The sequence below is a fragment of the Streptomyces typhae genome (assembly GCF_009755605.1).
In the GTDB taxonomy this organism is placed as follows: Bacteria; Actinomycetota; Actinomycetes; order Streptomycetales; family Streptomycetaceae; genus Streptomyces; species Streptomyces typhae.
This window is the reverse complement of sequence record NZ_WPNZ01000016.1, coordinates 1-26031: the sequence shown is the minus strand read 5'-3', so window position 1 is coordinate 26031 and position 26031 is coordinate 1. Positions and strand designations below refer to the sequence as shown.

22 protein-coding genes, 1 rRNA gene and 1 riboswitch are annotated in these 26031 nt (G+C 70.7%); of the genes, 6 read left to right on the top strand and 17 right to left on the bottom strand.

Features of this window, described 5'->3' with window-relative positions:
- Window positions 1-155: 155 nt before the first annotated feature.
- Complete coding sequence (locus GPA10_RS26685; protein WP_343041357.1) at window positions 156-710, bottom strand: Clp protease N-terminal domain-containing protein; 555 nt, start codon at window positions 708-710, stop codon at window positions 156-158.
- Between the two features lie 197 nt (window positions 711-907).
- Between GPA10_RS26685 and GPA10_RS26680 the strand changes: the two genes are divergently transcribed.
- Window positions 908-1096 carry a hypothetical protein gene (locus GPA10_RS26680; protein WP_058848890.1) on the top strand — a complete coding sequence of 63 codons (189 nt, stop codon included), beginning with the start codon at window positions 908-910 and terminating at the stop codon, window positions 1094-1096.
- Window positions 1097-1314: 218 nt separating this feature from the next.
- On the opposite strand, the gene GPA10_RS26675 is transcribed toward GPA10_RS26680, so the two are convergent.
- Together GPA10_RS26675 and GPA10_RS26670 are read right to left on the bottom strand one after the other, a co-directional pair.
- A complete protein-coding gene (locus tag GPA10_RS26675) occupies window positions 1315-2094 on the bottom strand; it encodes a putative protein N(5)-glutamine methyltransferase (protein ID WP_157167731.1) in 780 nt (259 codons plus the stop codon).
- Window positions 2095-2484: 390 nt separating this feature from the next.
- Window positions 2485-3123, bottom strand: a complete 639-nt coding sequence (locus GPA10_RS26670) for a PadR family transcriptional regulator (RefSeq protein WP_198351715.1) — start codon at window positions 3121-3123, stop codon at window positions 2485-2487.
- A 275-nt stretch (window positions 3124-3398) separates the two neighbouring features.
- On the opposite strand from GPA10_RS26670, the gene GPA10_RS26665 reads away from it, so the two are divergent.
- The gene (locus GPA10_RS26665; RefSeq protein ID WP_157167730.1) at window positions 3399-4274 is read left to right on the top strand and encodes a PhzF family phenazine biosynthesis protein; all 876 of its coding nucleotides are present in this window, start codon (window positions 3399-3401) and stop codon (window positions 4272-4274) included.
- A gap of 191 nt (window positions 4275-4465) precedes the next feature.
- Here GPA10_RS26665 and GPA10_RS26660 read toward each other — a convergent pair whose 3' ends face one another.
- Window positions 4466-5266 carry a CPBP family intramembrane glutamic endopeptidase gene (locus tag GPA10_RS26660; RefSeq protein WP_058848894.1) on the bottom strand — a complete coding sequence of 267 codons (801 nt, stop codon included), beginning with the start codon at window positions 5264-5266 and terminating at the stop codon, window positions 4466-4468.
- A gap of 165 nt (window positions 5267-5431) precedes the next feature.
- Between GPA10_RS26660 and GPA10_RS26655 the strand changes: the two genes are divergently transcribed.
- Entirely contained in the window at window positions 5432-7426 is a 1995-nt protein-coding gene (locus GPA10_RS26655) for a substrate-binding domain-containing protein (RefSeq protein WP_157167728.1), read from the top strand.
- A 230-nt stretch (window positions 7427-7656) separates the two neighbouring features.
- Here GPA10_RS26655 and GPA10_RS26650 read toward each other — a convergent pair whose 3' ends face one another.
- Entirely contained in the window at window positions 7657-9177 is a 1521-nt protein-coding gene (locus tag GPA10_RS26650) for a glutamate-cysteine ligase family protein (protein ID WP_157167727.1), read from the bottom strand.
- A gap of 549 nt (window positions 9178-9726) precedes the next feature.
- Here GPA10_RS26650 and GPA10_RS26645 point away from each other — a divergent pair.
- Together GPA10_RS26645 and GPA10_RS26640 are read left to right on the top strand one after the other, a co-directional pair.
- Window positions 9727-10311: a hypothetical protein gene (locus GPA10_RS26645; RefSeq protein ID WP_058848896.1), complete on the top strand. Its 585-nt coding sequence runs from the start codon at window positions 9727-9729 to the stop codon at window positions 10309-10311.
- Between the two features lie 380 nt (window positions 10312-10691).
- Entirely contained in the window at window positions 10692-10898 is a 207-nt protein-coding gene (locus GPA10_RS26640; RefSeq protein WP_058848897.1) for a DUF5999 family protein, read from the top strand.
- Between the two features lie 145 nt (window positions 10899-11043).
- Here the strand turns inward: GPA10_RS26640 and gcvP are convergent, their stop codons facing one another.
- Window positions 11044-13932 (bottom strand): aminomethyl-transferring glycine dehydrogenase, encoded by a 2889-nt coding sequence (gene gcvP / locus GPA10_RS26635; RefSeq protein ID WP_157167726.1) that lies wholly within the window; start codon window positions 13930-13932, stop codon window positions 11044-11046.
- A 188-nt stretch (window positions 13933-14120) separates the two neighbouring features.
- A riboswitch (glycine riboswitch) is annotated at window positions 14121-14218 on the bottom strand.
- Between the two features lie 188 nt (window positions 14219-14406).
- Here gcvP and GPA10_RS26630 point away from each other — a divergent pair.
- Window positions 14407-14781, top strand: coding sequence for a PRC-barrel domain-containing protein (locus tag GPA10_RS26630; RefSeq protein ID WP_343041356.1), 375 nt, complete (start codon window positions 14407-14409; stop codon window positions 14779-14781).
- Between the two features lie 692 nt (window positions 14782-15473).
- On the opposite strand, the gene GPA10_RS26625 is transcribed toward GPA10_RS26630, so the two are convergent.
- The 11 genes from GPA10_RS26625 to rrf all read right to left on the bottom strand — a co-directional run bounded on the left by GPA10_RS26625 (window position 15474) and on the right by rrf (window position 26025).
- On the bottom strand, window positions 15474-17021 hold the full coding sequence (locus GPA10_RS26625) for a DNA polymerase IV (RefSeq protein ID WP_343041355.1): 1548 nt from the start codon (window positions 17019-17021) through the stop codon (window positions 15474-15476).
- Between the two features lie 53 nt (window positions 17022-17074).
- Window positions 17075-17707 (bottom strand): MerR family transcriptional regulator, encoded by a 633-nt coding sequence (locus GPA10_RS26620; RefSeq protein ID WP_079086484.1) that lies wholly within the window; start codon window positions 17705-17707, stop codon window positions 17075-17077.
- Window positions 17708-17933: 226 nt separating this feature from the next.
- The gene (locus GPA10_RS26615) at window positions 17934-18407 is read right to left on the bottom strand and encodes a bifunctional nuclease family protein (RefSeq protein ID WP_005475662.1); all 474 of its coding nucleotides are present in this window, start codon (window positions 18405-18407) and stop codon (window positions 17934-17936) included.
- Window positions 18408-18460: 53 nt separating this feature from the next.
- On the bottom strand, window positions 18461-19204 hold the full coding sequence (ftsR, locus tag GPA10_RS26610) for a transcriptional regulator FtsR (RefSeq protein ID WP_058848902.1): 744 nt from the start codon (window positions 19202-19204) through the stop codon (window positions 18461-18463).
- Window positions 19205-19247: 43 nt separating this feature from the next.
- Window positions 19248-20189, bottom strand: coding sequence for an FHA domain-containing protein (locus tag GPA10_RS26605; protein WP_079086485.1), 942 nt, complete (start codon window positions 20187-20189; stop codon window positions 19248-19250).
- 82 nt (window positions 20190-20271) lie between these two features.
- On the bottom strand, window positions 20272-21141 hold the full coding sequence (locus GPA10_RS26600) for a DUF881 domain-containing protein (protein WP_157167827.1): 870 nt from the start codon (window positions 21139-21141) through the stop codon (window positions 20272-20274).
- 32 nt (window positions 21142-21173) lie between these two features.
- Window positions 21174-21506 (bottom strand): small basic family protein, encoded by a 333-nt coding sequence (locus GPA10_RS26595; RefSeq protein ID WP_030794354.1) that lies wholly within the window; start codon window positions 21504-21506, stop codon window positions 21174-21176.
- Window positions 21503-22402: a DUF881 domain-containing protein gene (locus GPA10_RS26590; protein ID WP_157167723.1), complete on the bottom strand. Its 900-nt coding sequence runs from the start codon at window positions 22400-22402 to the stop codon at window positions 21503-21505. The genes GPA10_RS26595 and GPA10_RS26590 overlap by 4 nt, the downstream gene beginning before the upstream one ends.
- Before the next feature lie 89 nt (window positions 22403-22491).
- The gene (locus tag GPA10_RS26585) at window positions 22492-24987 is read right to left on the bottom strand and encodes a mannose-1-phosphate guanyltransferase (RefSeq protein ID WP_058848905.1); all 2496 of its coding nucleotides are present in this window, start codon (window positions 24985-24987) and stop codon (window positions 22492-22494) included.
- Window positions 24988-25103: 116 nt separating this feature from the next.
- Window positions 25104-25712, bottom strand: coding sequence for a cardiolipin synthase ClsA (gene clsA, locus GPA10_RS26580; RefSeq protein ID WP_058848906.1), 609 nt, complete (start codon window positions 25710-25712; stop codon window positions 25104-25106).
- A 196-nt stretch (window positions 25713-25908) separates the two neighbouring features.
- A 5S ribosomal RNA gene (gene rrf / locus GPA10_RS26575) occupies window positions 25909-26025 on the bottom strand.
- Window positions 26026-26031 lie beyond the last annotated feature (6 nt).

The following is a 26031-nucleotide window of genomic DNA, read 5'->3' as shown; positions in this document are numbered from 1 at the left end:
GCACACCGAACCGCCCGAGCCAACCCCGCGGTCCCGCCCCACGACGGCCCCACGGCCTCCCCGTAGCCGCCCTATGACCGATCCATAGCCGCCCTGTGACCGATCCACGACTGCCCCCACGGCAGCCCCTCGGCCACCCCCGGCCGGGCCGGAACTCAGCCCCCCAAACCCGCCCCCGACCCGTACCCGAACTCGCCCTCCGCGTCGATCCGTCGCAGCAGCTCCGCCACGTCGACCCCCGCGCGGCGCAGCACCTCGACCGCGCGGCACTCCGCGTCAGTGGCCAGGGCCACCAGCAGGTCGACGCCGTCGGCCTGCGCCTCGCCGCGCAGCACGGCCCGCTCCAGAGCGGCCTCCATCGCCCCCGCGGCAGCGGGCGACAGAACCGTTTCTTTGGCCGCGGCCACCAGGGGAACGGCACCCGAGTCCTCCACGGTGCCCTGCCACTGAAGCCCGTACCCGATGCTGCGCTGGACGAGGTAGCCGAGGAGGCGTGCGACCTGTGGCCCGCCGTCGAAGACGGCCCGTACCCGTGGTTCGTGTTCGAGCAGCGAGTGCAGCAGGTGGGCCGTGTCGATCTGCCGGTCCCCGTCGCGCAGCGCACGCCGGCGCGCGCCGGCCGTCACCGGGGCCAGCGCCGCGTTCAGGCCGGATTCTGTGTCTGCGGGGGTCGGACCGGGTTCGGCGCCCTGGGGAGTACGGCTTTGCACACCCCCACCCCATCAGCCCTCCGGCGACCCGGACATCGGCGGTGGGAAGCATTTCGCCGTCCGACACAGGGTGGGCATGAACGACCGGGTTGTCCTCCTTACGGATGACATCGCACCGTTCCCCCAGGTGGGGCGCGCGCCGCCTTGCTTCGCGCCGGGTACGCAACCACCGTGCACCGGCGCTCGTCGTCACAGGCATGGAGAGCGGGTGTTGGCTGGTCACCCTGCCTGCCATCGACGGCAGGCAGTACGTGTACCGGGTGTACGCCCCCGCGGACGCGTTGCTCGCCGACCTGTTCTGGGAGGCCTGGCACTGCCACGACGAGGGGCCCTTCCCTCGGGCCTTGGACCTCTTCGACGCGGCAGTGATACAGCACGTCGGATAGGACGGACAGGACGGACGGAGGGCTGGCGGGCCCCGCAGACCCGACAGGCAGACCCGGCAGGCCCCTCAGGACCGGCAGACCCGACAGGCCCCGCAGACCCGACAGGCCCCGCAGACCCGACAGGCCGGATAGAACGCACAGGTCAGCCAACCGGGCGCCCCAGCAAGGGACAACGGTCGCGGTCGTGACCACTACCGTGACCGCCCCCCGAGGACCGCCTACGCCCCGGCCGCCCCCACGACCACCGTCGCGTACAGCTCCTCATCCGTCACGACCCACGCCCCGAGACCCGCTCCCCGCACGGCCGCGAGCGCCGCCGGCACCTGGCGCTCGCTCGTCTCGAACAGCAGCCGTCCGCCCGGCGCAAGCCATCGCGGCGCGTCCGCGGTCACCCGGCGCAGCACGTCGAGCCCGTCTGCGCCCCCGTCGAGGGCCACCCGCGCCTCGTGCTCGCGGGCCTCCACCGGAAGCAGCGCCACCTCGTCCGACGGTACGTAGGGGACGTTCGCGAGCAGTACGTCGACGCGGCCCGCGAGCCGCTCGGGCAGCGCCGCGTAGAGGTCGCCCTCGTGGACGTGGCCCGCCGCGGCTCCGACGTTGCGGCGGGCGCAAGCGACCGCGGCCGGATCGACATCCGCCGCGTGCAGTTCGACCCGCCCGAGCGCGGCGGCGAGCGCCGCGCCCAGCGCACCCGAACCGCAGCACAGGTCGACCACGACGGCACCGGGCCCGGCGAGCGACGCCGCCTCACGGACGAGGAATTCCGTGCGGCGACGCGGCACGAACACGCCGGGGTCGACGGCGATCCGCAGCCCGGCGAACTCGGCCCACCCCACGACGTGCTCCAGCGGAAGCCCGCTCACCCTGCGCGCCACCATGGCGTCGAGGTCGTCGGCGTCCGACGCCGCCGCGAGCAGCACGTCCGCCTCGTCCTCGGCGAACACGCAGCCGGCCACGCGCAGGCGCTCGACGACGGCGGAGTGGACCGTCAGGGGCATCAGGGGCCTTTCCACGCTCCGGGCAAAGAAGCCCACCCTACCGAGAGCGCCGAGCAGACAGAGCCGACGAGGCCGCCTCGGCCGAAGTCGGCGCGGAGCACGTATCGAGGCACTGGTGGAGAAGAGAAGAGTGGAGAAGATCTGGGCGCAGCGCACCGACTTCTCCTCGTACGGGCAGTGGAACACCGCCCACACCAGCTTCCCCGCCGCGCTGAACGAGTCGCCGCGGAAGCTGAGCGGCCTGGTGACCCGACCCGACCGGGACGGCCGGGCACCCCGACCGACGCGGCCAGGTGGCCCGACCGGCAAGGCCAGGTGGCTCGACCGCCCCAGCCAGGTGACCTGGCCGCGCGGCCAGGTGACCCAGCGGTCCGGCCGGGCCGAGCCGCCTCAGTCCTCATCGGCAAGGATCAGATACAGCTTCTTGCGGGCGTCGTTGATGACGGCGAGCGCCTTCTCGCGCTGCTCCTTGGAGCCGGTCTTCCAGACCTGACCGAAGGCCTCCATCAGACCGAAGCCGGCCTGCCGGATCTCGGTCAGGGCCTCCCAGTCGACTCCGCGCCCGGCCTCTTCCCAGGGCGCGTCCGGACCTTCGGCGGCCGCCTCGCGACCGGCGTCGGTGAGCGAGAAGAGCTTCTTGCCGCCCTCGCTCTCGCTGATGATCAGGCCCTCGTCCTCCAGGAGCTGAAGGGTCGGGTAGACGGAACCGGGGCTGGGCTTCCACGCCCCGCCGCTGCGCTCGGCGATCTCCTGGATCATCTCGTAGCCGTGCATCGACCGGTCCTTCAGGAGGGCCAGGATCGAGGCGCGCACGTCGCCGCGGCGCGCCCTGCCCCGGGGCCCGCCCCGTCCACCGCGACCGCCGCCCCAGGGGCCACCGCCGCCGAAGCCGGGTCCGAACGGGCCGAACGCCGCGCGCCGCCCCTCGAAGCCTTCGCGGCCCTCGCGACCGGGCCCGTACGGGCCGCGCCCGTGCCCGTGTCCATGCCGGTGCTCGTGTTCAAAACCGTGGGAACGCATATCAATCATCCCTTTCGTGCTTCTTCGTTCGTCTTGCTGCTCCGTACTGGACGTTTCGTTGCTCCGTACTGGAGAAACCGCGACATCTTTGATCAGTCGCGATGCCTCAACGATATATCGAGACTGTTCGCCTGGCAACCCCGCGCCGAACATCAACGCCGACTGTCCCTCGTACGCACGTACGCACGTACGCATGGCCAAAATGACGCCGACACTCGCAACTCATGCCAGTACGACGGAATTGGCCTTGGCCGAAGACCCGATCGGCCCCCTAGCGTCGCCTCATGACTGCTGACGCCGCCCCCCGTACCTCGCCGCCCCGTGACCGCCGCGACCACACCGCCGCACGGACCCGTATCCGCGTCGTGGACGCCTTCGCCGAGCGGCCCTTCACCGGCAATCCCGCCGGTGTCGTGCTCCTGGACGCCTTTCCCGGCGACACCTGGCTCCAGCAGGTGGCCGCGGAGGTCAACCACGCCGAGACCGCGTTCGCACACCGGCTGCCCGCGGGCGGCACGGCCGACTGGGCGCTGCGGTGGTTCACGCCCGCCACCGAGGTGGACCTGTGCGGCCACGCCACGCTGGCCACCGCGCACGTCCTGCACACCACGGGCACCGCCACCGGCACCGTGCGCTTCGCCACCCGGGCCGGCGTGCTGCTCGCCACCGCCCACGCCGACGGCTCGATCACGCTCGACTTCCCGACCGCGCCCCTGATCCCGGCCGCGCTCCCGGACCAGGCGGTCGATGCCCTGGGAGCCGAGCCCCTCTCCGTCCACGACACCGGGCCCCACCTGGGCGACCTGCTGGTGGAACTGGCCGACGAGAAGACGGTCCGCGCGCTCGCGCCGGACCACCGGGCCCTCGCCCGGCACTCCCGGCGCGGCGTCATCGCGACGGCGGCCGCCGAGGACCCGTCCCGGGGGTACGACTTCGTCTCACGCGGCTTCTTCCCGGGCGTCGGCATCGACGAGGACCCCGTGACGGGCAGCGCGCACACCGCGCTCGCCCCGTTCTGGAGCGCCCGCCTCGGCCGCGACGACCTGACGGGCCTACAGGCGTCGGCGCGCTCCGGCCTCGTCCGTACCGCCGTACGCGGCGACCGCACCCTCCTGACCGGCAACGCGGTGACGGTCATCGAGGGCGATCTGCTGGCGTGACATCACGGGCGCGGACGGTCGGCAGGCATGCCATCACGGGCGCGTACGGCCTGAAGGCCGGACGAGGCCCGGCCGCCACCGGTACCCGCATCGCATCGCACCGCACCGCATCGCACGTCACCGCACCGTGCCGTACCACCACACGCCCCGGGCCGGGCACCGACGGCGGCCCGGCCCGGGGGTCCGCACCGTCAGGCCGTCGGCAGCCACCCCACCTTGCCCGCGAGCAGCGCGTAGCCCACGAACGCCCCGATGTCGAGCAGGGAGTGAGCCACCACGAGCGGCCCGACCCGGCCCCACCGCCGGTACAGGAGTACGAAGACCACACCCATCGCCATGTTGCCGACGAATCCGCCGATGCCCTGGTACAGGTGGTACGAGCCGCGCAGCACCGAACTCCCGGCCAGTGCCGCCGTCGGCGTCCAGCCCAACTGGTCGAGGCGGCGCAGCAGATAGCCGACGACGATCACCTCCTCCAGGACGGAGTTCTGGAGCGCGGAGAGCACGAGCACGGGGTACTTCCACCAGACGTCCGGCAGGTCCTCCGGCACCACCGTGAGGTTGAAGCCGAGACCGCGGGCCGCCAGATAGAAGGCGATGCCGGTGGAGCCGATGACCGCCGCCACCACGGTCCCCCGGCCGAGGTCGGGCCAGGGCCTGCTCCGGTCGAAGCCGATGGCCCGCAGCCCCGAGCCCTCACGCAGCAGGAAGTGAGCGACCAGCGCCACGGGCACGAGCGCCGTGGTGATGCCGAACAGCTGCCAGGCGAGATCGAGCCAGGGACGCCCGGGAGCGGCCGACGAGTTGAGGGTCGCCGCCTGGTCCTTGAGACCTCCGGGCCGTGTGACCGAGCCGACAAAGCTGATCAGCGCGGACACTCCGCTCGCGCCCAGCGAGAGCGCCAGGACGAGCAGCGTCTCGTCCCTGAGGAACCGCCGCGAGAGCCCCGCCTCGGAAAAAGAACCGGCCATAGGCCCCGGCTCCGCTTGCACCCCTGCCTCCAGTTGAGTAATCCCGCCGCATCCCCGCCCCCGTGCCACTAGGGTCTCGAAGGACCAGGTTCTCGAAAAAACTTACGAACCACGTGTGCGACAGGCCGAGGGGACGAACGCCGACCGTGCCGTGTCGGCCCCCGCCATCGGGGAGGACAGCACGCCATGGGACGTCACAGCTTGCCCGATGGGCGCAGGACGGGAGCAGCCGACCCACCTCCACGGGGCGGCGTGCGCACCGTGGCCGCGGGCCGCAGGCGCACGGTGGCTCTCACCACGGCCCTCGTCCTGAGCCTCGCCGCGGGTACGGCGGTCGCGGTCCGTGCCGGGTTCGGGCCCTTCGGCGGCTCGTGCAGCGACGACGCAGTACGTCTGGACGTCGTCGCCGCGCCCGCCGTGGCCCCGGCCCTGCGCGCCGCCGCCGGTCACGTACGTGAGCGGGACGTCACCTCGGACGGCCACTGCATGGACATCCGGGTCGCCGCGCGGGAACCGTACAAGGTCGCCGACGAGCTCCGCCGCGAGGAGTCCGAGCCCGCGTACGACGTGTGGGTGCCCGACTCGGCGCTCTGGATCCAGCGCGCCGACCCCGGCGACGGCAGTACGCAGGTGTCGCCCGCGGGCACCGTCGCCTCCTCGCCGATCGGCGTGGGCATGGTGAAGTCCGCCGCCGACGCCCTCGGCTGGCCCCGGAAGACCTACACCTGGGCGCAGTTGGCGGGCGCGGCGACGGGCGGTGACGAGCTGCGCCTGGGCGCGGCCGACCCGGCACGCAGCGCGAGCGGGCTCCTCGCCCTGACCAGACTCGGCACGTCACCCACCGATCCCGACGCATCGAACTCCCCGGATCCCGGCTCCTCCGAACCGGGCTCCTCCCGCCCCGGCTCCTCCGACTCCGGCTCCGGCTCCGGCGGACCGGACGCCCCCGGCTCCGACTCCGACTCCTCCGGATCCGACGCCCGCGGATCAGAAAGGACCGGAACCGACGCCCAAGAGCCGAACACACCGGACCCCGGCTCCCACGACGCCGGCATCCGTGCCGCCGCCACCGCCAAGACCCTGGCGCATCGCACCGCCGACAGCGACAGCAGGCTCCTGGACACCCTCCCCCACGACTCCTCCGGCGCCGAACGCGGCAACCCGCGCCGCAACCAGGCCCTGATCCTGTCCGAGCAGGCCTCGTTCACGCACAACGCGTCCGGCGACGGGGAACGCTCCCTCGACCTCTTCTACCCGAAGGACGGCTCGCCGGCCCTCGACTTCCCGTACACGCTCATCCGCGAACGGGACCTGTCCACCGACGAGAGCCGTGCCGCGCTGCGGTTCATGACGCTGTTCAGCGACGACGTGGGCCGGTGCATCCTGCACCGGTACGGGTTCCGCACCGAGGGGACGCAGCCGTCGGCCGCGCTCGTGACGGCGGCGGGCGGCCGCAGCCCACAGCCGTACCGGCGCGACGCGGCCGACCCGCCCTCCGACAAGGAGGTGCAGGAGACCCTCGGCATGTGGACCATCACGGTCCGGAGCGCGCGCTTCATCACAGTGGTCGACGCCTCGGACTCCATGCGGCAGCTCGTGCCGGGACGCGGCGAGTCCCGCATGGACATCACGAAGTCCGCGCTGCTCCAGGCGCTCACGGGGTTCACGGACGACGACGAGATCGGTCTGTGGGAGTTCGCGACGCGCCTGGACGGCGACCGCGACCACCGCGAGCTGGTGCCCACCGGCCGGCTCGGCGACCGCGCGGACCGGAGCGAGGGCGGGGGCACCCACCGCGACCGGCTCGTCGAGGCCTTCCGCGGGCTCCAGCCCGTCCCCGGCGGGGCGACGGGTCTGTACGACACGACCCTGGCCGCGTACGAGAAGGCCCGCGAGGGCTACGCGGCCGGCAGGTTCAACACGCTCGTGCTGCTCACCGACGGCGTGAACCAGGACCCCGACAGCATCTCGCGCGGGGAACTCGTCTCCCGGCTGCGCGCGCTCGCCGACCCGCGGAAGCCCCTGCCCGTCATCGCGATCGCGGTCGGCCCCGACGCCGACGAACGCGAGGCCGACCAGATCGCCCGCGCGACCGGCGGCTCCGGCCACGAGGTAGACGACCCGGCACAGATCCACTCCGTGATCCTCAAGGCGATCACGCAAGCGGGCACACCGCAGTGAGACGACGCGCAGCGCCCCAGACCCACGGGCGACGGGCGACGGGCGACGGGCGACGGGCAACAGGCAACAGGCAACAGGCAACAGGCAACAGGCAACAGGCAACAGGCAACAGGCAACAGGCAACGCGCATGCGGAGTCCCCTGGCCCACAAACCCTCGGCCCCGCCCACGAACCCTCGGCCCCGCCCCCCCAAGCCCTCGGTCCCCGTGCACCACCCCGCCCCAAACGCCTCAGCGCCGCGGCAACGCAGGTTCCGGCAGCCCCACCGGCCAGGTGTGCACGGGCTCACCCGCGTGCATCAGCTCGGAGTAGCGCCGCGTCGTCGCCGCGAGTGCCGCGTCCCGCTCAAGGCCGCGCTCCAGGGCCCGGTGGTAGGTCGCCGTCTGCCAGGAGGCGCCGTTGACCCGCCTGCGGCACCGCTCCTCGATCACGCCGAGATACAGGTCGCGGTCGGCGGGCTCCACGCCCCATGCGTCCAGGCCCGCAGCGGCCAGCGGCAGCAGTTCGTCCCGTACGAGATCGACGGCGGCCACCTGCGCCGTACCGCCGTAGCGCCCGCGCCGCGGCCACTCCAGACGCGCCTCGATGCCGTGACGGCAGGCGGTGTCGAAGTTGCGGGCCGCGGCCTCGAACGGCAGCCGTGACCACACCGGCCGCGCCTCCTCGGCGAGCGCCCTGACCACGCCGTAGTAGAAGGCCGCGTTAGCGATCACATCGGTGACGGTGGGCCCCGCGGGCAGGACCCGGTTCTCCACCCGCAGGTGCGGCACGCCGTCCGCGATGCCGTACACGGGCCGGTTCCAGCGGTACACCGTGCCGTTGTGCAGGGTGAGCTCGCCCAGTTGGGGCACGCCGCCCGCGTCCAGGACGGCCAGCGGGTCCTCGTCCTCGCGCAGCGGGATCAGCGCCGGGAAGTACCGCAGGTTCTCCTCGAAGAGCTCGTAGGCACTGCTGATCCAGCGCTCGCCGAACCAGGAGCGGGGCCGCACCCCCTGCGCCTGGAGCTCGGGCGGCCGGGTGTCCGTGGACTGCAGGAACAGCGGGGGCCGCGACTCGCGCCACAGCTCGCGTCCGAACAGGAACGGCGCGTTGGCTCCGACGGCGACCTGCGCCGCGGCCACGGCCTGCGCGGCGTTCCACACGGAAGCGAACTTCCCCGGCGTCACCTGGAGGTGCAGTTGCACGGACGTACAGGCCGCCTCGGGTGCGATCGACGCGAACGTGCACGTCAGCCGTTCCACGCCCTCGATGTCCAGCGAGAAGCTCTCTCCGCGTGCCGCCACGATCTGATCGTTGAGCAGGGTGTAGCGGTCGGCGTCGGAGAGATTCGCGGATACCAGGTCCTGCCGCGAGAGCGTCGGCAGAATGCCGATCATCACGATCCCCGCGTCCACCTCGATCGCTTTTCGATGGGCATAGCCGAGGCCCGTGCGCAGCTCTTCGGCGAGGCGGTCAAGAACACGTCCGCCCAACCGGTGCGGGGCAATGTTCACTTCCAGATTGAACATTCCGAGCTCGGTCTGGAAATCGCGGCTCGCGATACGCTCGAGAACTTCAGCATTCATCATTCTCGGCATCCCGTCGGGACCCGCCAGATTCAGCTCTATCTCCAGGCCCATCAGATTCTTGGGCCGGTCGAACCGCCGCTCCTCCAGGAGTCGGCCCAGTCCGGCCAAGCACTCCTGCAGCTTGATCCGGTACTGATGGCGATCGGACAGGTCGAACGTTTCTGCCGCGACCTTCTCCCCCATCGAAGCGTCCCTCCTCGGATGGGCCGCCGGCGACCCGGCCGCTGCTGTGAACGAGGCTGCTGTGAACGAGGCTGCTGTGTACGAGGCTGCCGTGTACGAGGGATGATGCCCAGCCGATGTGATCTATAACGCCCCTCGCGGGCCCCCGGGCCCCTATGGTGGAGTGAGTTTCCGTGCGGCACATTCACGGGGCATGAAGTGACGGGCGGTTTTCGATCCTCCGGTTGTGGTGAAAAAAACCGATGAGAATCAGCCGACCGCGCCCACGGGAAATATCGAGGCCATGACTGGGAACGGGGATCCGGAATCGGGAGAAAAGCCGCAGAGGCGCGACTGGATAGCGACTGGATAGCGACTTGCCGACGCTATCCGGAGCGGCTAGTTGAAACAATGCCTGAACATATGTCGTATAAACTCCGCGGTTGAGGCAGAGAGTTTGGCGCCAGCGGTCCCCCTGCCCCCGCCCCGCCCCTCTGGCCCAGAGCTGACAGCGTCGTCCGCACCTGCCCCCGCGCCACCGTGCCTGTCGAATGAGAGAGGCGACCCACCATGCCCCTGTACGTCCCCCCGGCTCCCGCGCCCGCCCTGCGCAGCGTCCTCACCGCCCTCGGCTCCCCGACCGCCGTCCGCGCGGCCCGCACCCCGTCCCTGTGTGCGGCCAAGGGCCCCACGAGCGCGGAACTGCCCCTGCCCGTACATGAGTTGGACCGCGTCACGGCAGCCGGCACATCCCCGACGAAGCTCACCGGCTGGCGCTTTCTGATCCGCAGCGGCGAACGTACGGTGGCCGCTGCGGACACCATGCTCACACCGGACGGCTGGGCGTTCTCGCACTTCTGCGAAGGCCCCTACATCGCCTCCGCCGAGCGGGCCCTGCGCCACGCCGAGGCCATGCCCACGGCCTACCAGCCCCGGCTGCTCTCCGTACCCGAGCTCTACATGCTCACGCTGTGGCTGCACGCCGACTGCACGGACGACGGCGCCGCCGGTTCCCTCGCCCCCACCGACCTGCTCGTGCCGCTCGCCCCCGCGCCCCCGGGCATCGCGGCCCACCGCCCGCACCGCGCCGCCGACCTGCTGCCCGTGCTCACCCACCGGCTCACTCCGGCACCGCTCCTGGGTTCGCCCGCCTGACGTCCCGGCCGCCCCCGGCCACGCCACCTCCACCACGCGCTCCAGGTCTCGGCGAGCCAGGCTCGAGTCTCATGCCTTGCCGAGGCCTGCCGAGTGCTGCACTGTGCTGCCCGGCACCCTGTCGCACCCGGTTGCCCGACCGGACTAGCCCACTTCGGCTATGTCGAACCACCCGAAGAGACAGGGAAGTTGGGCTGAACCGTCCGGGCGGGTGATACGTCATTAAGCAGTAGGAACCCGCTGCAGCAAAATCCCTGCGGAATCACGCTCGTAGGGCAACACTGGATCGGACCGACGAAAACGGGGGAACGGCCATGAACACCTCAGCGAGCCGTGCAACAGACGTCTCAGCCATCACGACCCAGCGAAAGAACCCTTCCATGTGCCAGCACCAGCCACCCTGCCCGACAGCCGAATCCGCCGACCGGGAAGCCGCGTTGCTCACGGCGCACCATCCCGAGCAGGGCTGGAGTCTGCTGTGCAACGGCGTCCTGCTCTTCGAGGACACCGGTGAGCTGCTGCCGAACGGCGAGATCATCGCCCCGCACCGACCGCTGGGCACCAACCAGGTGATGACGGCCGCCTGAGCCGTCCGCACCACGCACACGAAGGGCCGGCCCGGACTTCCGTCCGAACCGGCCCTCACTCATGTCCGCCTCAGGTCCGCCGGCACCGCACGACCGGTGCCGACGTCATCACTGCTGCCGTCGCCTCAGTCCTCGTACGCATCCATCAGTCCTCGTACGCATCCAGGGGCGGGCACGAGCAGACCAGGTTCCGGTCGCCGTACGCCTGGTCGATGCGGCGCACCGGCGGCCAGTACTTGTCCGCCACCACCACTCCGGCGGGGAAGACGGCCTCCTCGCGGGTGTAGCCGTGCTCCCAGTCGCCGCCGAGCGCGGCCGCGGTGTGCGGGGCGTTGGACAGCGGGTTGTCGTCCGCGGGCCAGGCGCCGCTCGCGACCTTCTCGATCTCGCCGCGGATGGCGATCATCGCCTCGCAGAACCGGTCGAGCTCGTCCAGGTCCTCGCTCTCCGTCGGCTCGATCATCAGCGTGCCCGCGACCGGGAAGGACATCGTCGGCGCGTGGAAGCCGTAGTCGATCAGGCGCTTGGCGATGTCGTCGACGCTGACGCCCGTGGCCTTGCTGAGCGGACGCAGATCGATGATGCACTCGTGCGCGACGAGGCCGCCGGGACCGGTGTAGAGCACCGGGTAGTGCGGCTCGAGGCGCTTGGCGATGTAGTTCGCCGAGAGCACGGCGACCTGCGTGGCGCGCTTGAGGCCCTCGCCGCCCATGAGGCGTACGTACGCCCAGGAGATCGGCAGGATGCCGGCCGAGCCCCACGGGGCCGCGGAGATCGGGCCGATGCCCGTCTCGGGACCCGCGGCGGGCTGCAGCGGGTGATTGGGCAGATACGGGGCGAGGTGCCCGCGCACGGCCACCGGGCCGACGCCGGGGCCGCCGCCGCCGTGCGGGATGCAGAACGTCTTGTGCAGGTTCAGATGCGAGACGTCGCCGCCGAAGTGGCCGGGCTTGGCGAGGCCCACCAGCGCGTTGAGGTTGGCGCCGTCGACGTACACCTGGCCGCCCGCGTCGTGCACGGCCGCGCAGATGTCGGCGACGTGCTCCTCGAAGACGCCGTGCGTGGACGGGTAGGTGATCATGAGGACGGCGAGCTGGTCGCGGTACTGCTCGATCTTGGCGCGCAGGTCGTCGACGTCGATCTCGCCGTCGTCCGCGGTCTTCACCACGACGACCTTCATGCCCGCCATCACGGCGCTGGCGGCGTTCGTGCCGTGTGCGGAGGACGGGATCAGGCACACGGTCCGCTGGTCGTCGCCGTTGGCGCGGTGGTAGCCGCGCACCGCGAGCAGTCCGGCGAGCTCGCCCTGCGAACCCGCGTTGGGCTGCAGCGACACCTTGTCGTACCCGGTGACCTCGGCGAGCCGCTCCTCCAGCTCACGGATCAGCGTCAGATAGCCCTGCGCCTGCTCGGCGGGCGCGAAGGGGTGCAGCTGGCCGAACTCCGGCCAAGTGACCGGCTCCATCTCCGTGGTCGCGTTGAGCTTCATCGTGCAGGAGCCCAGCGGGATCATGCCGCGGTCGAGCGCGTAGTCGCGGTCGGCGAGCCTGCGCAGGTAGCGCAGCATCGCGGTCTCGGAGCGGTACTGGTGGAACACGGGGTGGGTGAGGTACGCGTCGGTGCGCAGCAGACCGTCCGGCAGCGAGTCCGCGGTGGCGGCGTCGAGCGTCTCCACGTCGGCCTCGACGCCGAACGCCGTCCAGACCGCGGACAGCTGCGCGCGCGTGGTGGTCTCGTCGCACGCGAACGACACCGTGTCGGCGTCCACGAGGTGGAGGTTGACGCCGCCCTCGCGGGCCGCGCCCACGACGTCGGCGGCCCGGCCCGGGACCCGGACCGTCAGCGTGTCGAAGTACGCCTGGTGCACGACCTCGACGCCGCCGGCCTTCAGGCCCTCGGCGAGGAGCGTCGCGTACCGGTGGGTGCGCCGGGCGATCGTCCGCAGGCCCTCGGGGCCGTGGTAGACGGCGTACATGCCGGCCATGACGGCGAGCAGCACCTGTGCGGTACAGATGTTGCTGGTCGCCTTCTCGCGGCGGATGTGCTGCTCGCGGGTCTGCAGCGCGAGCCGGTAGGCCTTGTTGCCGTCGGCGTCGACGGACACGCCCACGAGCCGCCCCGGCAGGCTGCGGGCGAACTTCTCGCGCACCGCCATGTACCCGGCGTGCGGTCCGCCGAAGCCCATCGGGACGCCGAAGCGCTGCGTGGTGCCGACGGCGATGTCCGCGCCGAGCTCGCCGGGCGAGGTGAGCAGCGTGAGCGCCAGCAGGTCGGCGGCCACGGAGACTATCGCTCCCAGCTCGTGGGCCCGGTCGATGAGCGGCTTGATGTCCCGTACGGCTCCGGAGGCGCCGGGGTACTGGAGGAGCACGCCGACCACACCGCGCTCGGCGACCTCGGCCGGGATGCCGTCGGTCAGGTCCGCGACGACGACCTCGACGCCGGTCGGTTCGGCCCGGGTCCGGATCACGGCGACGGTCTGGGGCAGTACGTCGGCGTCGACGAGGAAGACACCGTTCTTGACCTTGCCGAGGCGCCGGGAGAGCGCCATGGCCTCGGCCGCCGCGGTGCCCTCGTCGAGCAGCGAGGCGCCGGAGGTGGGCAGTCCGGTCAGTTCGGCGACGACGGTCTGGAAGTTGAGCAGCGCCTCCAGGCGGCCCTGCGAGATCTCCGGCTGGTACGGCGTGTAGGCCGTGTACCAGGCGGGGTTCTCCATCACGTTCCGCAGGATCACGGGCGGCGTGAACGTGCCGTAGTAGCCGAGGCCGATCATCGAGTCGAGGACCTGGTTGCGGTCCGCGAGGGAGCGCAGCTCGGCGAGCACCTCGGCCTCGGTACGCGCGCCGGGCAGCTCCAGGGCCTCGGCGTTCTTGATCACGTCCGGTACCGCGGCGGCCGTGAGCTCGTCCAGCGAGCCGTAGCCGACCTGGGCGAGCATCTTGGCGCGGGCTTCGGCGTCGGGTCCGATGTGCCGGTGCTCGAAGGGGATTCCCTGCTCGAGCTGCGAGAGCGGCGTACGAGGGGTGGCGGTCATTGCGGAGGCCTCCTGGTCTGACACGACCTGCGAGGGGCACCACGGCGCGGGTACCCGGACGGCCTCCCCCTCTGTCATCTCAACCTGAGAGCTTCACAGCGCCGCCGTGCGGAGGCACTGCTTTCACCGTCGGTGAGGAAGGGTTTCGAACGTGCCCGCCCGGCGCCCGCCCTGCTTTCCAGAGTGACCTCGTCCGTGCGGTACAGGGGCCTGAGAGATTCCGGGGAGGAGTTGCTCCTTCGGCGCCTCCGGTGCTGCCACCGAAGAGCTCTCCCGCACGGGGTCAACAGCCGCCTGCCAGCCTACCAGCGAGGTCCGTGGCCGGTCCCTCGAGTGGCCGCCTGCCTAGATGTGCTCTTTCGTAGTGATTACGAACAAAATCCGACTGAAACCCAAACGAGGTTAGAACTGGTACGGACGGCATTTAAACCAGTACAGACAAGCATGAGCGAATTGCGAACCGTTGGAGGGCCCGTGCAGACCGACATCGATCCGCGCAACCTGATCGGCCGCAAGGCGTTCGACCGCGACGGAGCCAAGATCGGCACGATCGACGAGGTCTACCTCGACGACGCCACCGGTGCCCCGGAGTGGGCGGCGATACGCACGGGCCTGTTCAGCAGGGACGCCTTCGTGCCCCTGGAACCCAGTGAGCTGGTGCAGGACGGCACCCTGCGCATCCCCTTCGAGCGGGCCCTCATCAAGGACGCCCCCGACTTCGGCGTCGGCCGCCACCTCTCCCCCGAACAGGAGCTCCAGCTCTACCGCCACTACGGCCTAGACCTGGCCCCGCCACCGCCCCCACCGGACATGGACTTCGGCCACACGCCCAGGACCACCGAAGCCTGAACGCGCCCTACCGGGCGGCTCCGCGCCGTTTCGGGGGCGCCCTCTCGCCTGGCTGCCGGGGGGTGGGGCCTGCGCGGGGCCTAGCTGCGGGCCTGAGGCCCGCGTGGCGTGGCTTGGGGCCAGCGTTGCGGGCCCAAGGCCTGCGCTGTGGGCCTGGAGCCAGCATTGCGCTGCGGGCCCGAGGCCTGCGCCGGGACCAGGGGGCCTGCGGTGCGGGCCTGCCGCTGGCGGCGCGGATCAGGGGGCGGCGGTGCAGAGCAGAGGCAGACCAGAGGCCAGCGCTGCGGGCCGAAGCTGGCGGTCCCCGACCCAAAGCCTTCGTCGCCCGCCTGAGCACCCTCCCGGTGCAGCACAGCCCCGCTCACACCCACGGCAGCCTCGTCCCGCCGGACAGGACCTCCCCCGCCCCCGTGCTCTCCCCCGCTGGCCGCCCCGCCCCTTCCAGCGTCCCGGAGCTCGCGGCCGCCCGGCTCCACGCCCGCGGCCCCCTGCGGGACACAGCGCCGAGCCACAGCGGCACGGCGGCCTCGCAGCACGGCGGCCTCGCGGCACGGCGGCACAGCGGCGCGACGGCGCGGCAGCACAGCGGTACGGCGACGGCGCGACGTAACAGCGCAGCGACGGTGCCGCAGCGCCCGTCAGCGCCCGCCGCAGCCGTCCGTCCCAACCTCCCCCTGCAAGGGACACCCCCGTCAAGGCGCAGGAGCCGCAGTCCGCCCCGAGCCCGACACCGGCAGCCCCGCTTCCGGGCCGGCCGCCGAGACCCCCTCCCCCGGACCGGAAGGCTCCACGAGCGGGAGCGGATCCGATGGCTCCAGTTCCGGATCGTCGGTACGGAATGTGCGTACCCGACCGGGCACCGACTGCGGTGTCTCGAACCGCACCGTGACCCGCCCCAGGCCGCTCCCCTGGACCCACCCGGCCCCGTGCACGGCATGCCGCACGTCGTGCCCCGAGGGCCACCGGCGCTCCGCGGGCGGCACGGGCTCGGCCCCACCGGAATCGGCCCCGCCGGTACCAGCCCCACCGGGCTCGGCCCGGCCCGGCTCGCCCCCGGCGGTGCCCTCGTCCCCCGCCCCCTCGGGAAGCAGCGCGCCACCGTCCCCCTGGGCGGCCCCATGCGGAACATCCATCCCGGCGGCCTCCGCCGCCTCCGCCTCCGCCTTCGCCTGGGCCTGCGCGAACAGGTCCTCCTGCGTGTAGTCGGCGAGCCCGCTCACGCCGACGCCGAGCAGCCGCACACCCCCCGTGGTGTCCACGGACTCCAGGAGCCGCGCGGCGGCCTCACGCACCACACCGGGGTCGTCCGTGGGCCCCCGCAGCGTCTCGGACCGCGTCAGCGTCGAGAAGTCGAACCGCCGCACCTTCAGCACGATGGTCCGCCCGGAGTGCCCCGCGGCCCGCAACCGCTGCACACACCGGTCGGCGAGGCGGGCGACCTCCATCCGCACCCGCACCCGGTCGTGGATGTCCACGTCGTACGTGTCCTCGACGCTGACCGACTTGGTGTCCCGCTCGGCCACCACGGGCCGCTCGTCGTGCGCCAACGCCATCGCGTACAGCGCGCCCCCGTGCGCCTTGCCGAGGAGCCGCACCAGTTCGTCCTCGCCCGCCTCGGCGATCTCCCCGACGGTGGTGATGCCGGCTCTTCGCAGATGGTCCCCCGTCGCCGGCCCCACACCCGGCAGCGTCCGCACCGTCATGGGCGCCAGCAGCTCCCGCTCCGTGCCGGGGGCTATCAGCGCGAGCCCGTCCGGCTTGGCCTCCTCGGAGGCGATCTTCGCCAGCATCTTGGACGCGGCGAGCCCCACCGACCCCGTCAGCCGCGTCACCCGCAGGATGTCCGCCCGCAGCCGCTCCCCCACGACCCGAGCCGACGCCTCGTCCGAGGCCACACCGCCCGCCTCCAGGTCCACGAAGGCCTCGTCCAGGCTCAGCGGCTCCACGAGCGGCGACAGCTCCCGCAGCAGCCGCATGACCTGCTCGCTGATGTCCCGGTAGAACGAGAACCGCGGCACGAGATACGCGGCGTTCGGAACGAGTCGGCGCGCCTGCCCCATGGGCATCGCCGAGTGCACCCCGAACCGGCGCGCCTCGTAGGAGGCCGTCGCCACGACTCCGCGCGGACCGAGCCCGCCGACGACGACGGCCTTGCCGCGCAGGCTCGGCTTGGCCGCCTGCTCGGCGGACGCGTAAAAGGCATCCATGTCGAGATGCAGAATCGTCGGCGCGGTTCTCACATCTCCGATGCTGCCCTACGCCACTGACAATCCCCCTGAGGAGAGCTCGCCGGTCAGACGGCCCGGTTGCGCCGCCTGGCGAGTTCGTCCGCGGGATGGTTCCCCACCAGGGTCTCCCCCGTGTCGACCCGCTCCCCGTGCAGCTGCGACAGCGCGGCCTCCACGTCGCGCCACACCACGCCCACGGCGATCCCGAAGACACCCTGTCCGCCCTGGAGGAGGTCGTGGACCTCGTTCGGCGAGGTGCACTCGTACACGGTCGCGCCGTCGCTCATCAGCGTGGTGCGCTCCAGATCCCGGAAACCGCTGTCCCGCAGGTGCTGGACCGTGGTGCGGATGTTCTGCAACGAGACCCCGGTGTCGAGGAACCGTTTCACGATCTTCAGTACGACCACGTCGCGGAAGCTGTAGAGCCGCTGCGTCCCCGACCCGCCCGCCGCCCGCACGCTGGGCTCGACGAGCCCGGTCCGTGCCCAGTAGTCCAACTGGCGGTATGTGATGCCCGCGGCGGCACACGCCGTGGGACCTCGATAACCGACCTGCTCCCGCTCCGGGTCCACAGCCTGACTTTCCGTTCCGGAGCCGCCCTCAGGCACTGCCACCGGGCGTTTCGGAGAGTGCTCGGCCGAGCCGCTGTGCAGCGGATACGGACCACCCACCGCCGTGCCGTCGCCGCTGCTACTCACGCCGACCTCCGTCCTTGACCTGCCTCCTCGAAGGTAGGCAGTCACCAGGGGCTCGTCAACGAACGCCACACTCGGCACGCCGAGTGATAATCACCCTGCGAGTGGTTTCCCGTCCCTCGCCGCGGGGAAAGGCTAGCCGAATGCTCCGGCGGCGGCCTCCTGAGAGGGGCTCACCGGGCGACGGACGGCGGCGGCACACGGGCCCGAACCGACGTCCGGACACGGCTCACTGACTGTTGGTACCGAAGTCCTCGGGCGAGATCTGGTCGAGGAACTCGCGGAACTTCTCCACCTCGTCCTCCTGCTCGTCCGGAATGGCGATGCCCGCGTCGTCGAGGACACCGTCGCTCCCGAAGATGGGCGTCCCCGTGCGCAGCGCCAGCGCTATGGCGTCCGAGGGGCGCGCGCTGACCTCGACACCGCTCGCGAAGACCAGCTCGGCGTAGAACACGCCTTCCCGCAGATCGGTGATGCGCACTTCGGTGAGCTCCTGGCCGACAGCCTCCAGCACGTCCTTGAACAGGTCGTGGGTCAGCGGCCGTGCGGGCGCCATGCCCTGCTGTGCGAAGGCGATCGCGGTCGCCTCCCCTGGTCCGATCCAGATGGGGAGGTACCGGTCGCCTCCCACTTCACGCAGGAGCACGATCGGTTGGTTGGAGGGCATTTCCACCCGGACACCTACGACGTCGAGCTCGTTCACACAGCAACCCTAGGACGTGCCCGGCAGGTTTGGGTAGTCGGGCACCCGTCGAGTCAGCGCACCCGGACGCCGAGCGCACTGTGCACGAGTGCCGCATGCAGCCTTCCGATGAGCCCCGCGAGCTCCCTCGTACGGGCTTCCGCATGGGCTCTGGTCTGCGGATTGCGGTGCCGGCGCAGCGGCGCGACGACCTGGTCGACGAGCCCCGCCTCCCGGTCGGCCGCGCCCTTCATGGCCCGCAGATGGCGGGGTTCGATACCGAATCGGCCGAGTTCCACCACGAGAGCGGCGACCGTTACGGCATCCGCGTCGTAGCTGCCGTCCGGCAGCGGTGCGACAAGTCCGTACGTCTCCCACTCGGCGAGCTGCTCCTCGTCGGCCTCGGCAGCCGCAAGGAGGGCCTCCCGCCCCAGACGCGCCACCGTGCGCTCCTCGTCGGCGGCCACGACGTCACCGTCGCCCGGCTCGGCGGAGGACCCCTGTGCGGGCAGCACGGAGCCTTCACCGCGCTCGGAGGCGTCCAGCTGGTCGCGGATGACCTTGAGCGGCAGGTAGTGGTCCCGCTGCATGCGCAGCACGTACCCGAGCCGCTCCACGTCCTCCGGGCTGAACTTGCGGTATCCGGACGGTGTGCGCTGCGGCTCGATGAGCCCCTCGGACTCCAAGAACCTGATCTTGGAGATCGTGACCTCGGGAAACTCGTCGCGCAGCGTGTTCAGCACGGTGCCGATGCTCATCAGCCGATGGTCCGCAGCGGCGGTGCCGTTCCCGGCACCGCCCCTCGGTGTCTCCAGCATGGGCCTTCCTGGGGGTACCCCCGGACGAGGTCCGGGGGGTGGGTCAGATGCCCCGCTGGCTCGCGTAGAAGACCAGCCGGTACTTGCCGATCTGCACCTCGTCGCCGTTGGACAGCGCGACGGAGTCGATCCGCTCCCGGTTCACATACGTGCCGTTGAGGCTGCCCACGTCGGCGACGGTGAAGGAGCCGTCCGCGAGGCGACGGAACTCCACATGGCGCCGCGACACGGTCACGTCGTCCAGGAAGATGTCGCTCTGCGGATGCCGCCCCGCCGTCGTCAGTTCACCGTCGAGCAGGAAGCGGCTGCCCGAGTTCGGACCGCGGCGCACCACGAGCAGCGCCGAGCCGAGCGGCAGCGCGTCGACGGCCGCCTGCGCCTCGGGCGAGAGCGCCGGAGACGGCGTCTGGCCCGTGACCTCGGCGTCGTACGCCTCAAGGCCGGAGATGGAGATCGTGGACGTGGTCTCGGACGGACGCTCGGGGACCGCTCCGGCCCGCAGCGGCGCACCGCAGTTGGAGCAGAAACGGCTCGCCTGCGCGTTGCGGTTCCCGCACCTCGTACACACCAGGGCCGACATGGACGGATCCTCCTGCCGCGGCTGCCCCCCGGGGGCATGGGACGCGTACGGGTCGGGCGTGAACCCGGCACCCGCACCTGAGGGCGACGGTTCCCCGAAACCTATGCGTCCGGAACTGGCAGGGTCAACAGATGACGCGCCCTGTCCGCCCGAAATGTCTCCGCCGACCTGGTCCCGGAACAGGGGGCGCTCGCCCACCTGGGTCTCCGGCACGTCTCCAGCGCGCGGCGCACGGTGACGGGCGTCCTCACGTGCGCTCTTGCCGAACAACTTCGCAAACAACTTCACGGGCGATTCCCCTTGACCGAAACAGACCCGCCCGTGGGGCAGGACGAACCCTGATTGCACACACCGTCGTACCGCGGCACCACGGACATCCTCACAACGTCCGCAGCCGCCAAACAGTTTCCACCACGCACCGCGTCTATCGTGCGCCGACCCCCCGCAACCTCATGCCCTGGACCAGCGGCCCCCATGCGCCCGCCCCTCACTGGGAGGACGACCGAGCGTAGTCAGGCCGCTTCGCCGGTCGCAAGGCGTCCACGACGATCTTCTCCGTACGTGCGACGGTGACCGTGGCCTGCTCCTTCTCCAGAGTCTGCACCACACCGCCGGGGATGTTCAGTGCCGGCTCCAGGTCCTGCGGCTTGCCGATGACCTTGAAACGGTAGGGCGCGGCGACCTTCCGGCCGTCCACGCGCACTCCGCCACCTGTCGCATCCGACAGGTGGGTACTGGCCACCACCCTGACGTCATTGACCTGGATGGCCTCCGCACCGGCGGCACGGAGCTCCTGGATGGCGTCGAGCAGCATGTCAGCCTCCACCGTCCCCTTCTTGTCGTTGATCGTCAGCGTGATGCCCGGACCCTGCGCGGCCACGGTGCCCGCCAGAATGCCGAGTTGCCGTTCCCTCTCGACCGTCTGCTTGCGGGCCTCCTCGGCCTGGTCCGAACTGTTCTCCAGACCGGTGCGCTGATCCTCCAGTCTGCGCTTCTCATCTTCCAGACGCTGAGTTCGGTCATCCAGTTCATCGAGAATGCGAACAAGATCTTCCTGACGTGCTCCGCGCAGCGCGCTGCTGTCGTTCGTGGACCGCACCTGGATGGCGAGACCCAGGCCCAGCACGAACAGCAGCAGGGCCACGATGAATTGGGCACGGGTCAGCCGCGGCGGCCACAACCCCTTGACCAGGCGCTGCCGACCGCTCAAGGAGGAACCCCCGGAGGACGGGGCACCCGCACCCCCCTGCCCGGCCGGAGCGCCACCGGGCGTCCGCGGCACCACCGGTACCTCGGCGGGCAGTTCCCTGCGGCGGCCGTCCCCGGAAGTGCCGCCCCCGTCGTCCCTGTTGTGCATGGGGTCCTCGGGATTCATGGAGCTCATCGGCGTCACGCCCGGAAGATGTGCCGGCGGATCGCCGCGGCGTTGGAGAAGATCCGGATGCCGAGGACGACGACGACACCCGTGGACAGCTGGGCACCCACGCCCAGCTTGTCGCCGAGGAACACGATCAGGGCCGCCACCACCACGTTCGACAGGAACGACACCACGAAGACCTTGTCGTCGAAGATGCCGTCGAGCATCGCGCGCAGGCCGCCGAACACCGCGTCGAGCGCGGCCACCACGGCGATCGGAAGATACGGCTCGACCACCGCCGGTACCTCGGGCCGAACCAGCAATCCGGCCACGACTCCCACGACGAGGCCCAGTACGGCGATCACGATGTGCCCTTTCCTGCCTTCGGCTCTGCTGTACGTACGGTCACACTCGGCGCAGCTGGAAGCCGGGCGTCGTCGACCGCTGAGATGCTGGTCCGGATGCCGAAGTTCTCCTGCAGGGAGTGCAGATACTGACCGTCGCGGCTGTTCTGGAACCTGGTGCTCAACTTCTGCCCGTCACCCACCGCGAGCACCGTATACGGCGGCACCAGCGGCCTGTTGTCGACCAGTATCGCGTCACCGGCCGCCCTGATCGCCGACAGGGCGGTCAGCCGCTGGTCGTTGATGGCGATCGCCTCGGCGCCCGACTCCCACAGACCGTTGACGACCCGCTGCATGTCGCGGTCGCGCACCCGGCCGGTGTCGGAGAAGCCCGCGCTCTCGCGGGGGCCGCCGCCGCCCTGGTCGGCTTCCTTCTTGTCGTCGACCACGAGCTTCACGCCGGGGCCGCGCACTGCCGTCGCGCCGGAGAGCAACGAGACCAACTCGGCCCGGCTGCCCCCGTGTTTCTCGAGGGCCGCCCGCTGCCGTGCGCTCACGTCCCCGCGCAGGTCGTCGACCTCGTCCTCCAGGTCGTCCGCGTCCGCGGTGGCCGACTCGACCCGGTCGATCAGCTCCGAGCGCTCCTTGGCGAGCACCGGGGCCTCGACTCGCGCCTGCGCGGCACCCACGGTCACCACGAGCGCGGCGAGCACCAGGCCCGCCGCTAGTCCGAGCTTGGCCCGCAGCGGCTTGGGCACGCCAGTCGTGCCGGAATCCTTCTTGCGGGCGGCTGCTTCCGCGTACCCCTCGTCGAGGCTGTGGTCCATGACGGTGGTGAGCAGCGACATGGAGGCGTCCGGGCGCCTGGGGCGCGAGACGGCACTCCGAGTGGGGGGCTGCTGCGGCATGCCGCACATCGTCGCACGTCGCGGGCGCTACCTCCGAATGGCCCCACCGGCGTGCCGGACAGCGCCACTTACGGGTGCTGTCCGGCACATATGCGCCATCAGTCCCCGGCGCTGTCCACCACGGCGGCCCACTCGTCGAGCAGGGCCTGGGCGGAGGCCTCGTCGGGCCCCTCCGCCCACAGATGGGTGACGGCCTCGGCGGGGTCGGGGAGCACCAGCACCCACCTGCCGTCCGCCTCGACGACCCGGACGCCGTCGGTCGTGTCCACGGAACGCTCGCCCGCGGCCTCCACCACGCGCCGCATCACGAGCCCCTTGACGGCCCACGGAGTGGCCAGGTCACGCCGCTGCACGTGTGCACGCGGGATCCGCGCGTCGATCTGGCTCAGCGTGAGCTGGGTCCGCGCCACCAGGCCGATCAACCGTACGAACGCCGCCGTGCCGTCGAAGACGCTGCTGAACTCGGGCACGATGAAGCCGCCGCGCCCGTCACCGCCGAAGATCGTCGAGTCACCGCGCCCGGCCCGCGTCAGATCGTCCGGCGACGTCGTCGTCCAGTCCACCTGCGTGCCGTGGTACGCGGCCACCTGCTCGGCGATGCGCGTCGTCGTCACGGGCAGCGCCACCCGACCGCTGCGCCGCTCGGCGGCCACCAGGTCCAGCATCACGAGCAGCGCCCGGTCGTCCTCGACGATCCGGCCCTTCTCGTCGACGAGCGAAAGCCGCTCGCCCACAGGGTCGAAGCGCACCCCGAACGCCGCCCGCGCGGAGGCCACGATCTCACCGAGCCGCACAAGACCGGACCTGCGGGCGTCCGCCGACTCGGTGGGGCGCGACTCGTCGAGCCCCGGGTTGATCGTCAGCGCGTCGACGCCGAGCTTCCCCAGGAGGCTCGGCAGGACGAGCCCGGCGCTGCCGTTGGAGGCGTCCACGACGACCTTGAGCTCCGACTCGGCGATCCCCGTCGTGTCGACGTTGCGCAGCAGCGAGCCCGTGTACGAGTCGTAGACGCTGGAGGGGAAGTGCAGGTCACCGATCTCACCGGGGAACGCGCGACGGTACTCCTGGCGTGCGTACACCCGGTCGAGCTTCCGCTGGCTGCCCTGGGAGAGGTCCGCCCCGTTCCCGTCGAAGAACATGATGTCGACGGAGTCCGGCACCCCCGTCGTCGTACGGATCATGATGCCGCCGGCGCTGCCCCGCGCCGTCTGCTGCCGCGCGACGGGCAGCGGCACGTTCTCCAGGTCGCGTACGTCGATGGCGCTGGCCTGCAGCGCGGAGATCACCGCCCGCTTCAGCGCGCGGGCGCCCCGGGAGTGGTCGCGCGCCGTGGTGACCGTGGAGCCCTTCTTCAGCGTCGTCGCGTACGCACCGGCGAGACGGACCGCGAGTTCCGGAGTGATCTCCACGTTCAGGATACCGGAGACACCGCGGGCACCGAAGAGGTGCGCCTGCCCCCGGGACTCCCAGATGACCGAGGTGTTGACGAACGCGCCCGCCTCGATCGTCTTGAACGGATAGACCCGCACATTGCCCTGGACAATCGATTCTTCGCCGACGAGGCATTCATCGCCGATGACGGCGCCGTCCTCGATGCGGGCCGCTCGCATGATGTCGGTGTTCTTGCCGACGACGCAGCCGCGGAGGTTGCTGTGCTGCCCGATGTAGACGTTGTCGTGGACGACGGCCTTGTGCAGGAAGGCGCCGCTCTTCACGACCACGTTCGAGCCGATCACGGTGTGCTCGCGGATTTCGACGTCGGCCTCGACCTTGGCGTAGTCACCGACGAACAGGGGCCCGCGGAGAACAGCGTCCGGGTGCACTTCGGCACCTTCGGCGACCCAGACACCGGGGGAGATCTCGAAGCCGTCGAGTTCGACGTCGACCTGACCTTCGAGGACGTCTGCCTGGGCTTTCACATAGCTTTCGTGGGTGCCGACGTCCTCCCAGTAGCCCTCGGCGACGTACCCGTAGATGGGCTTGCCTTCCTTCATGAGCTGGGGGAAGACATCACCGGACCAGTCCACCGGCACGTCGGCCTCGACGTAGTCGAAGACTTCGGGCTCCATGACGTAGATGCCCGTGTTCACCGTGTCGGAGAAGACCTGCCCCCAGGTCGGCTTCTCCAGGAAGCGCTCGACCTTGCCTTCTTCGTCGACGATGGTGATGCCGAATTCCAGTGGATTGGGAACTCGGGTCAGGCAGACGGTGACCAGCGCGCCCTTTTCCTTGTGGAATCGGATCAGGTCGGTGAGGTCGAAGTCGGTCAGAGCGTCACCGGAGATGACGAGAAAGGCGTCGTCCTTCAGCGCTTCCTCGGCATTCTTCACGCTGCCGGCGGTGCCGAGTGGCTTCTCCTCATTGGCATACGTGAGCTCCATACCGAGCTCTTCACCGTCGCCGAAGTAGTTCTTGACGAGTGACGCCAGGAACTGAACGGTCACAACGGTCTCGGTGAGCCCATGCCTTTTCAGCAGGCGCAGCACATGCTCCATGATCGGCCGGTTGACCACCGGCAGGAGCGGCTTGGGCATGCTTGAGGTCATGGGGCGCAGGCGGGTGCCTTCGCCCCCGGCCATCACGACGGCCTTCATGTCGGTAACGTCCTCCTTGATAGACGACGACGATCCAGCCGACTCAGCCCACCAGGATCGGCCCGTTTCGATGAGTCACGGGGCTTCGAACCGCTGTGGCCGCCATATCGGGGGACTCAATCGGCCATGGCATCCGCCTTGACAAGTCGGCGGACTTGAACCACATAGAGGATCCCTGCCCACCAATACAGAGTTGTACCCCATCCGGCGAACGCCCATCCGAAAATAGCAGCGAGTGAGTGGATCCAGCCACTTCCGTCACTGAGCAGAAGTAGCGGAAAGGCGTACATCAGGTTGAAGGTGGCTGCCTTGCCGAGGAAGTTCACCTGGGGCGGCGGATAGCCGTGACGTCGGAGTACCCAGACCATGACCAGGAGAACCAGCTCACGCAGAAGTAGTGCTGCCGTGAGCCAGAGCGGGAGGATCTCCCGCCAGGTGAGGCCGACGAGGGTGGAGAGGATGTACAGCCGGTCGGCGGCGGGGTCGAGGAGCCGGCCGAGGCTGCTGATCTGGTTCCAGCGTCGTGCGAGCTTGCCGTCGAGGTAGTCGCTGACGCCGCTGAGCGCGAGGACGAGCAGCGCCCAGCCGTCACTCTTGGGCCCGCCGAACTCGGGCCTGAGGATCAGCCACAGGAAGAGGGGTACGCCTACCAGGCGCGCCATGCTGAGGATGTTCGGGATGGTGAGGACCCGGTCCGTCTGGACGCGAGTCTCCTGGACCTCCACCCGGGGGCCTCCTGTGGGGAAATGAGCCGATGATGCCCCCTGACCTTACCGTCAGTTGTCGGGCAGCCATGCGGAGGGGTGGCGCGTCTTGCCGTGCACCACGTCGTGGCTTGCGTCAGCGGCACCAGCTGGGTGGAACGCAAAATAGCCGTGCCCACGAGTCGAAAATCGGGGGCACGGCTATTTATCAAGATGAGTTCGGCGGCGTCCTACTCTCCCACAGGGTCCCCCCTGCAGTACCATCGGCGCTGTGAGGCTTAGCTTCCGGGTTCGGAATGTAACCGGGCGTTTCCCTCACGCTATGACCACCGAAACACTA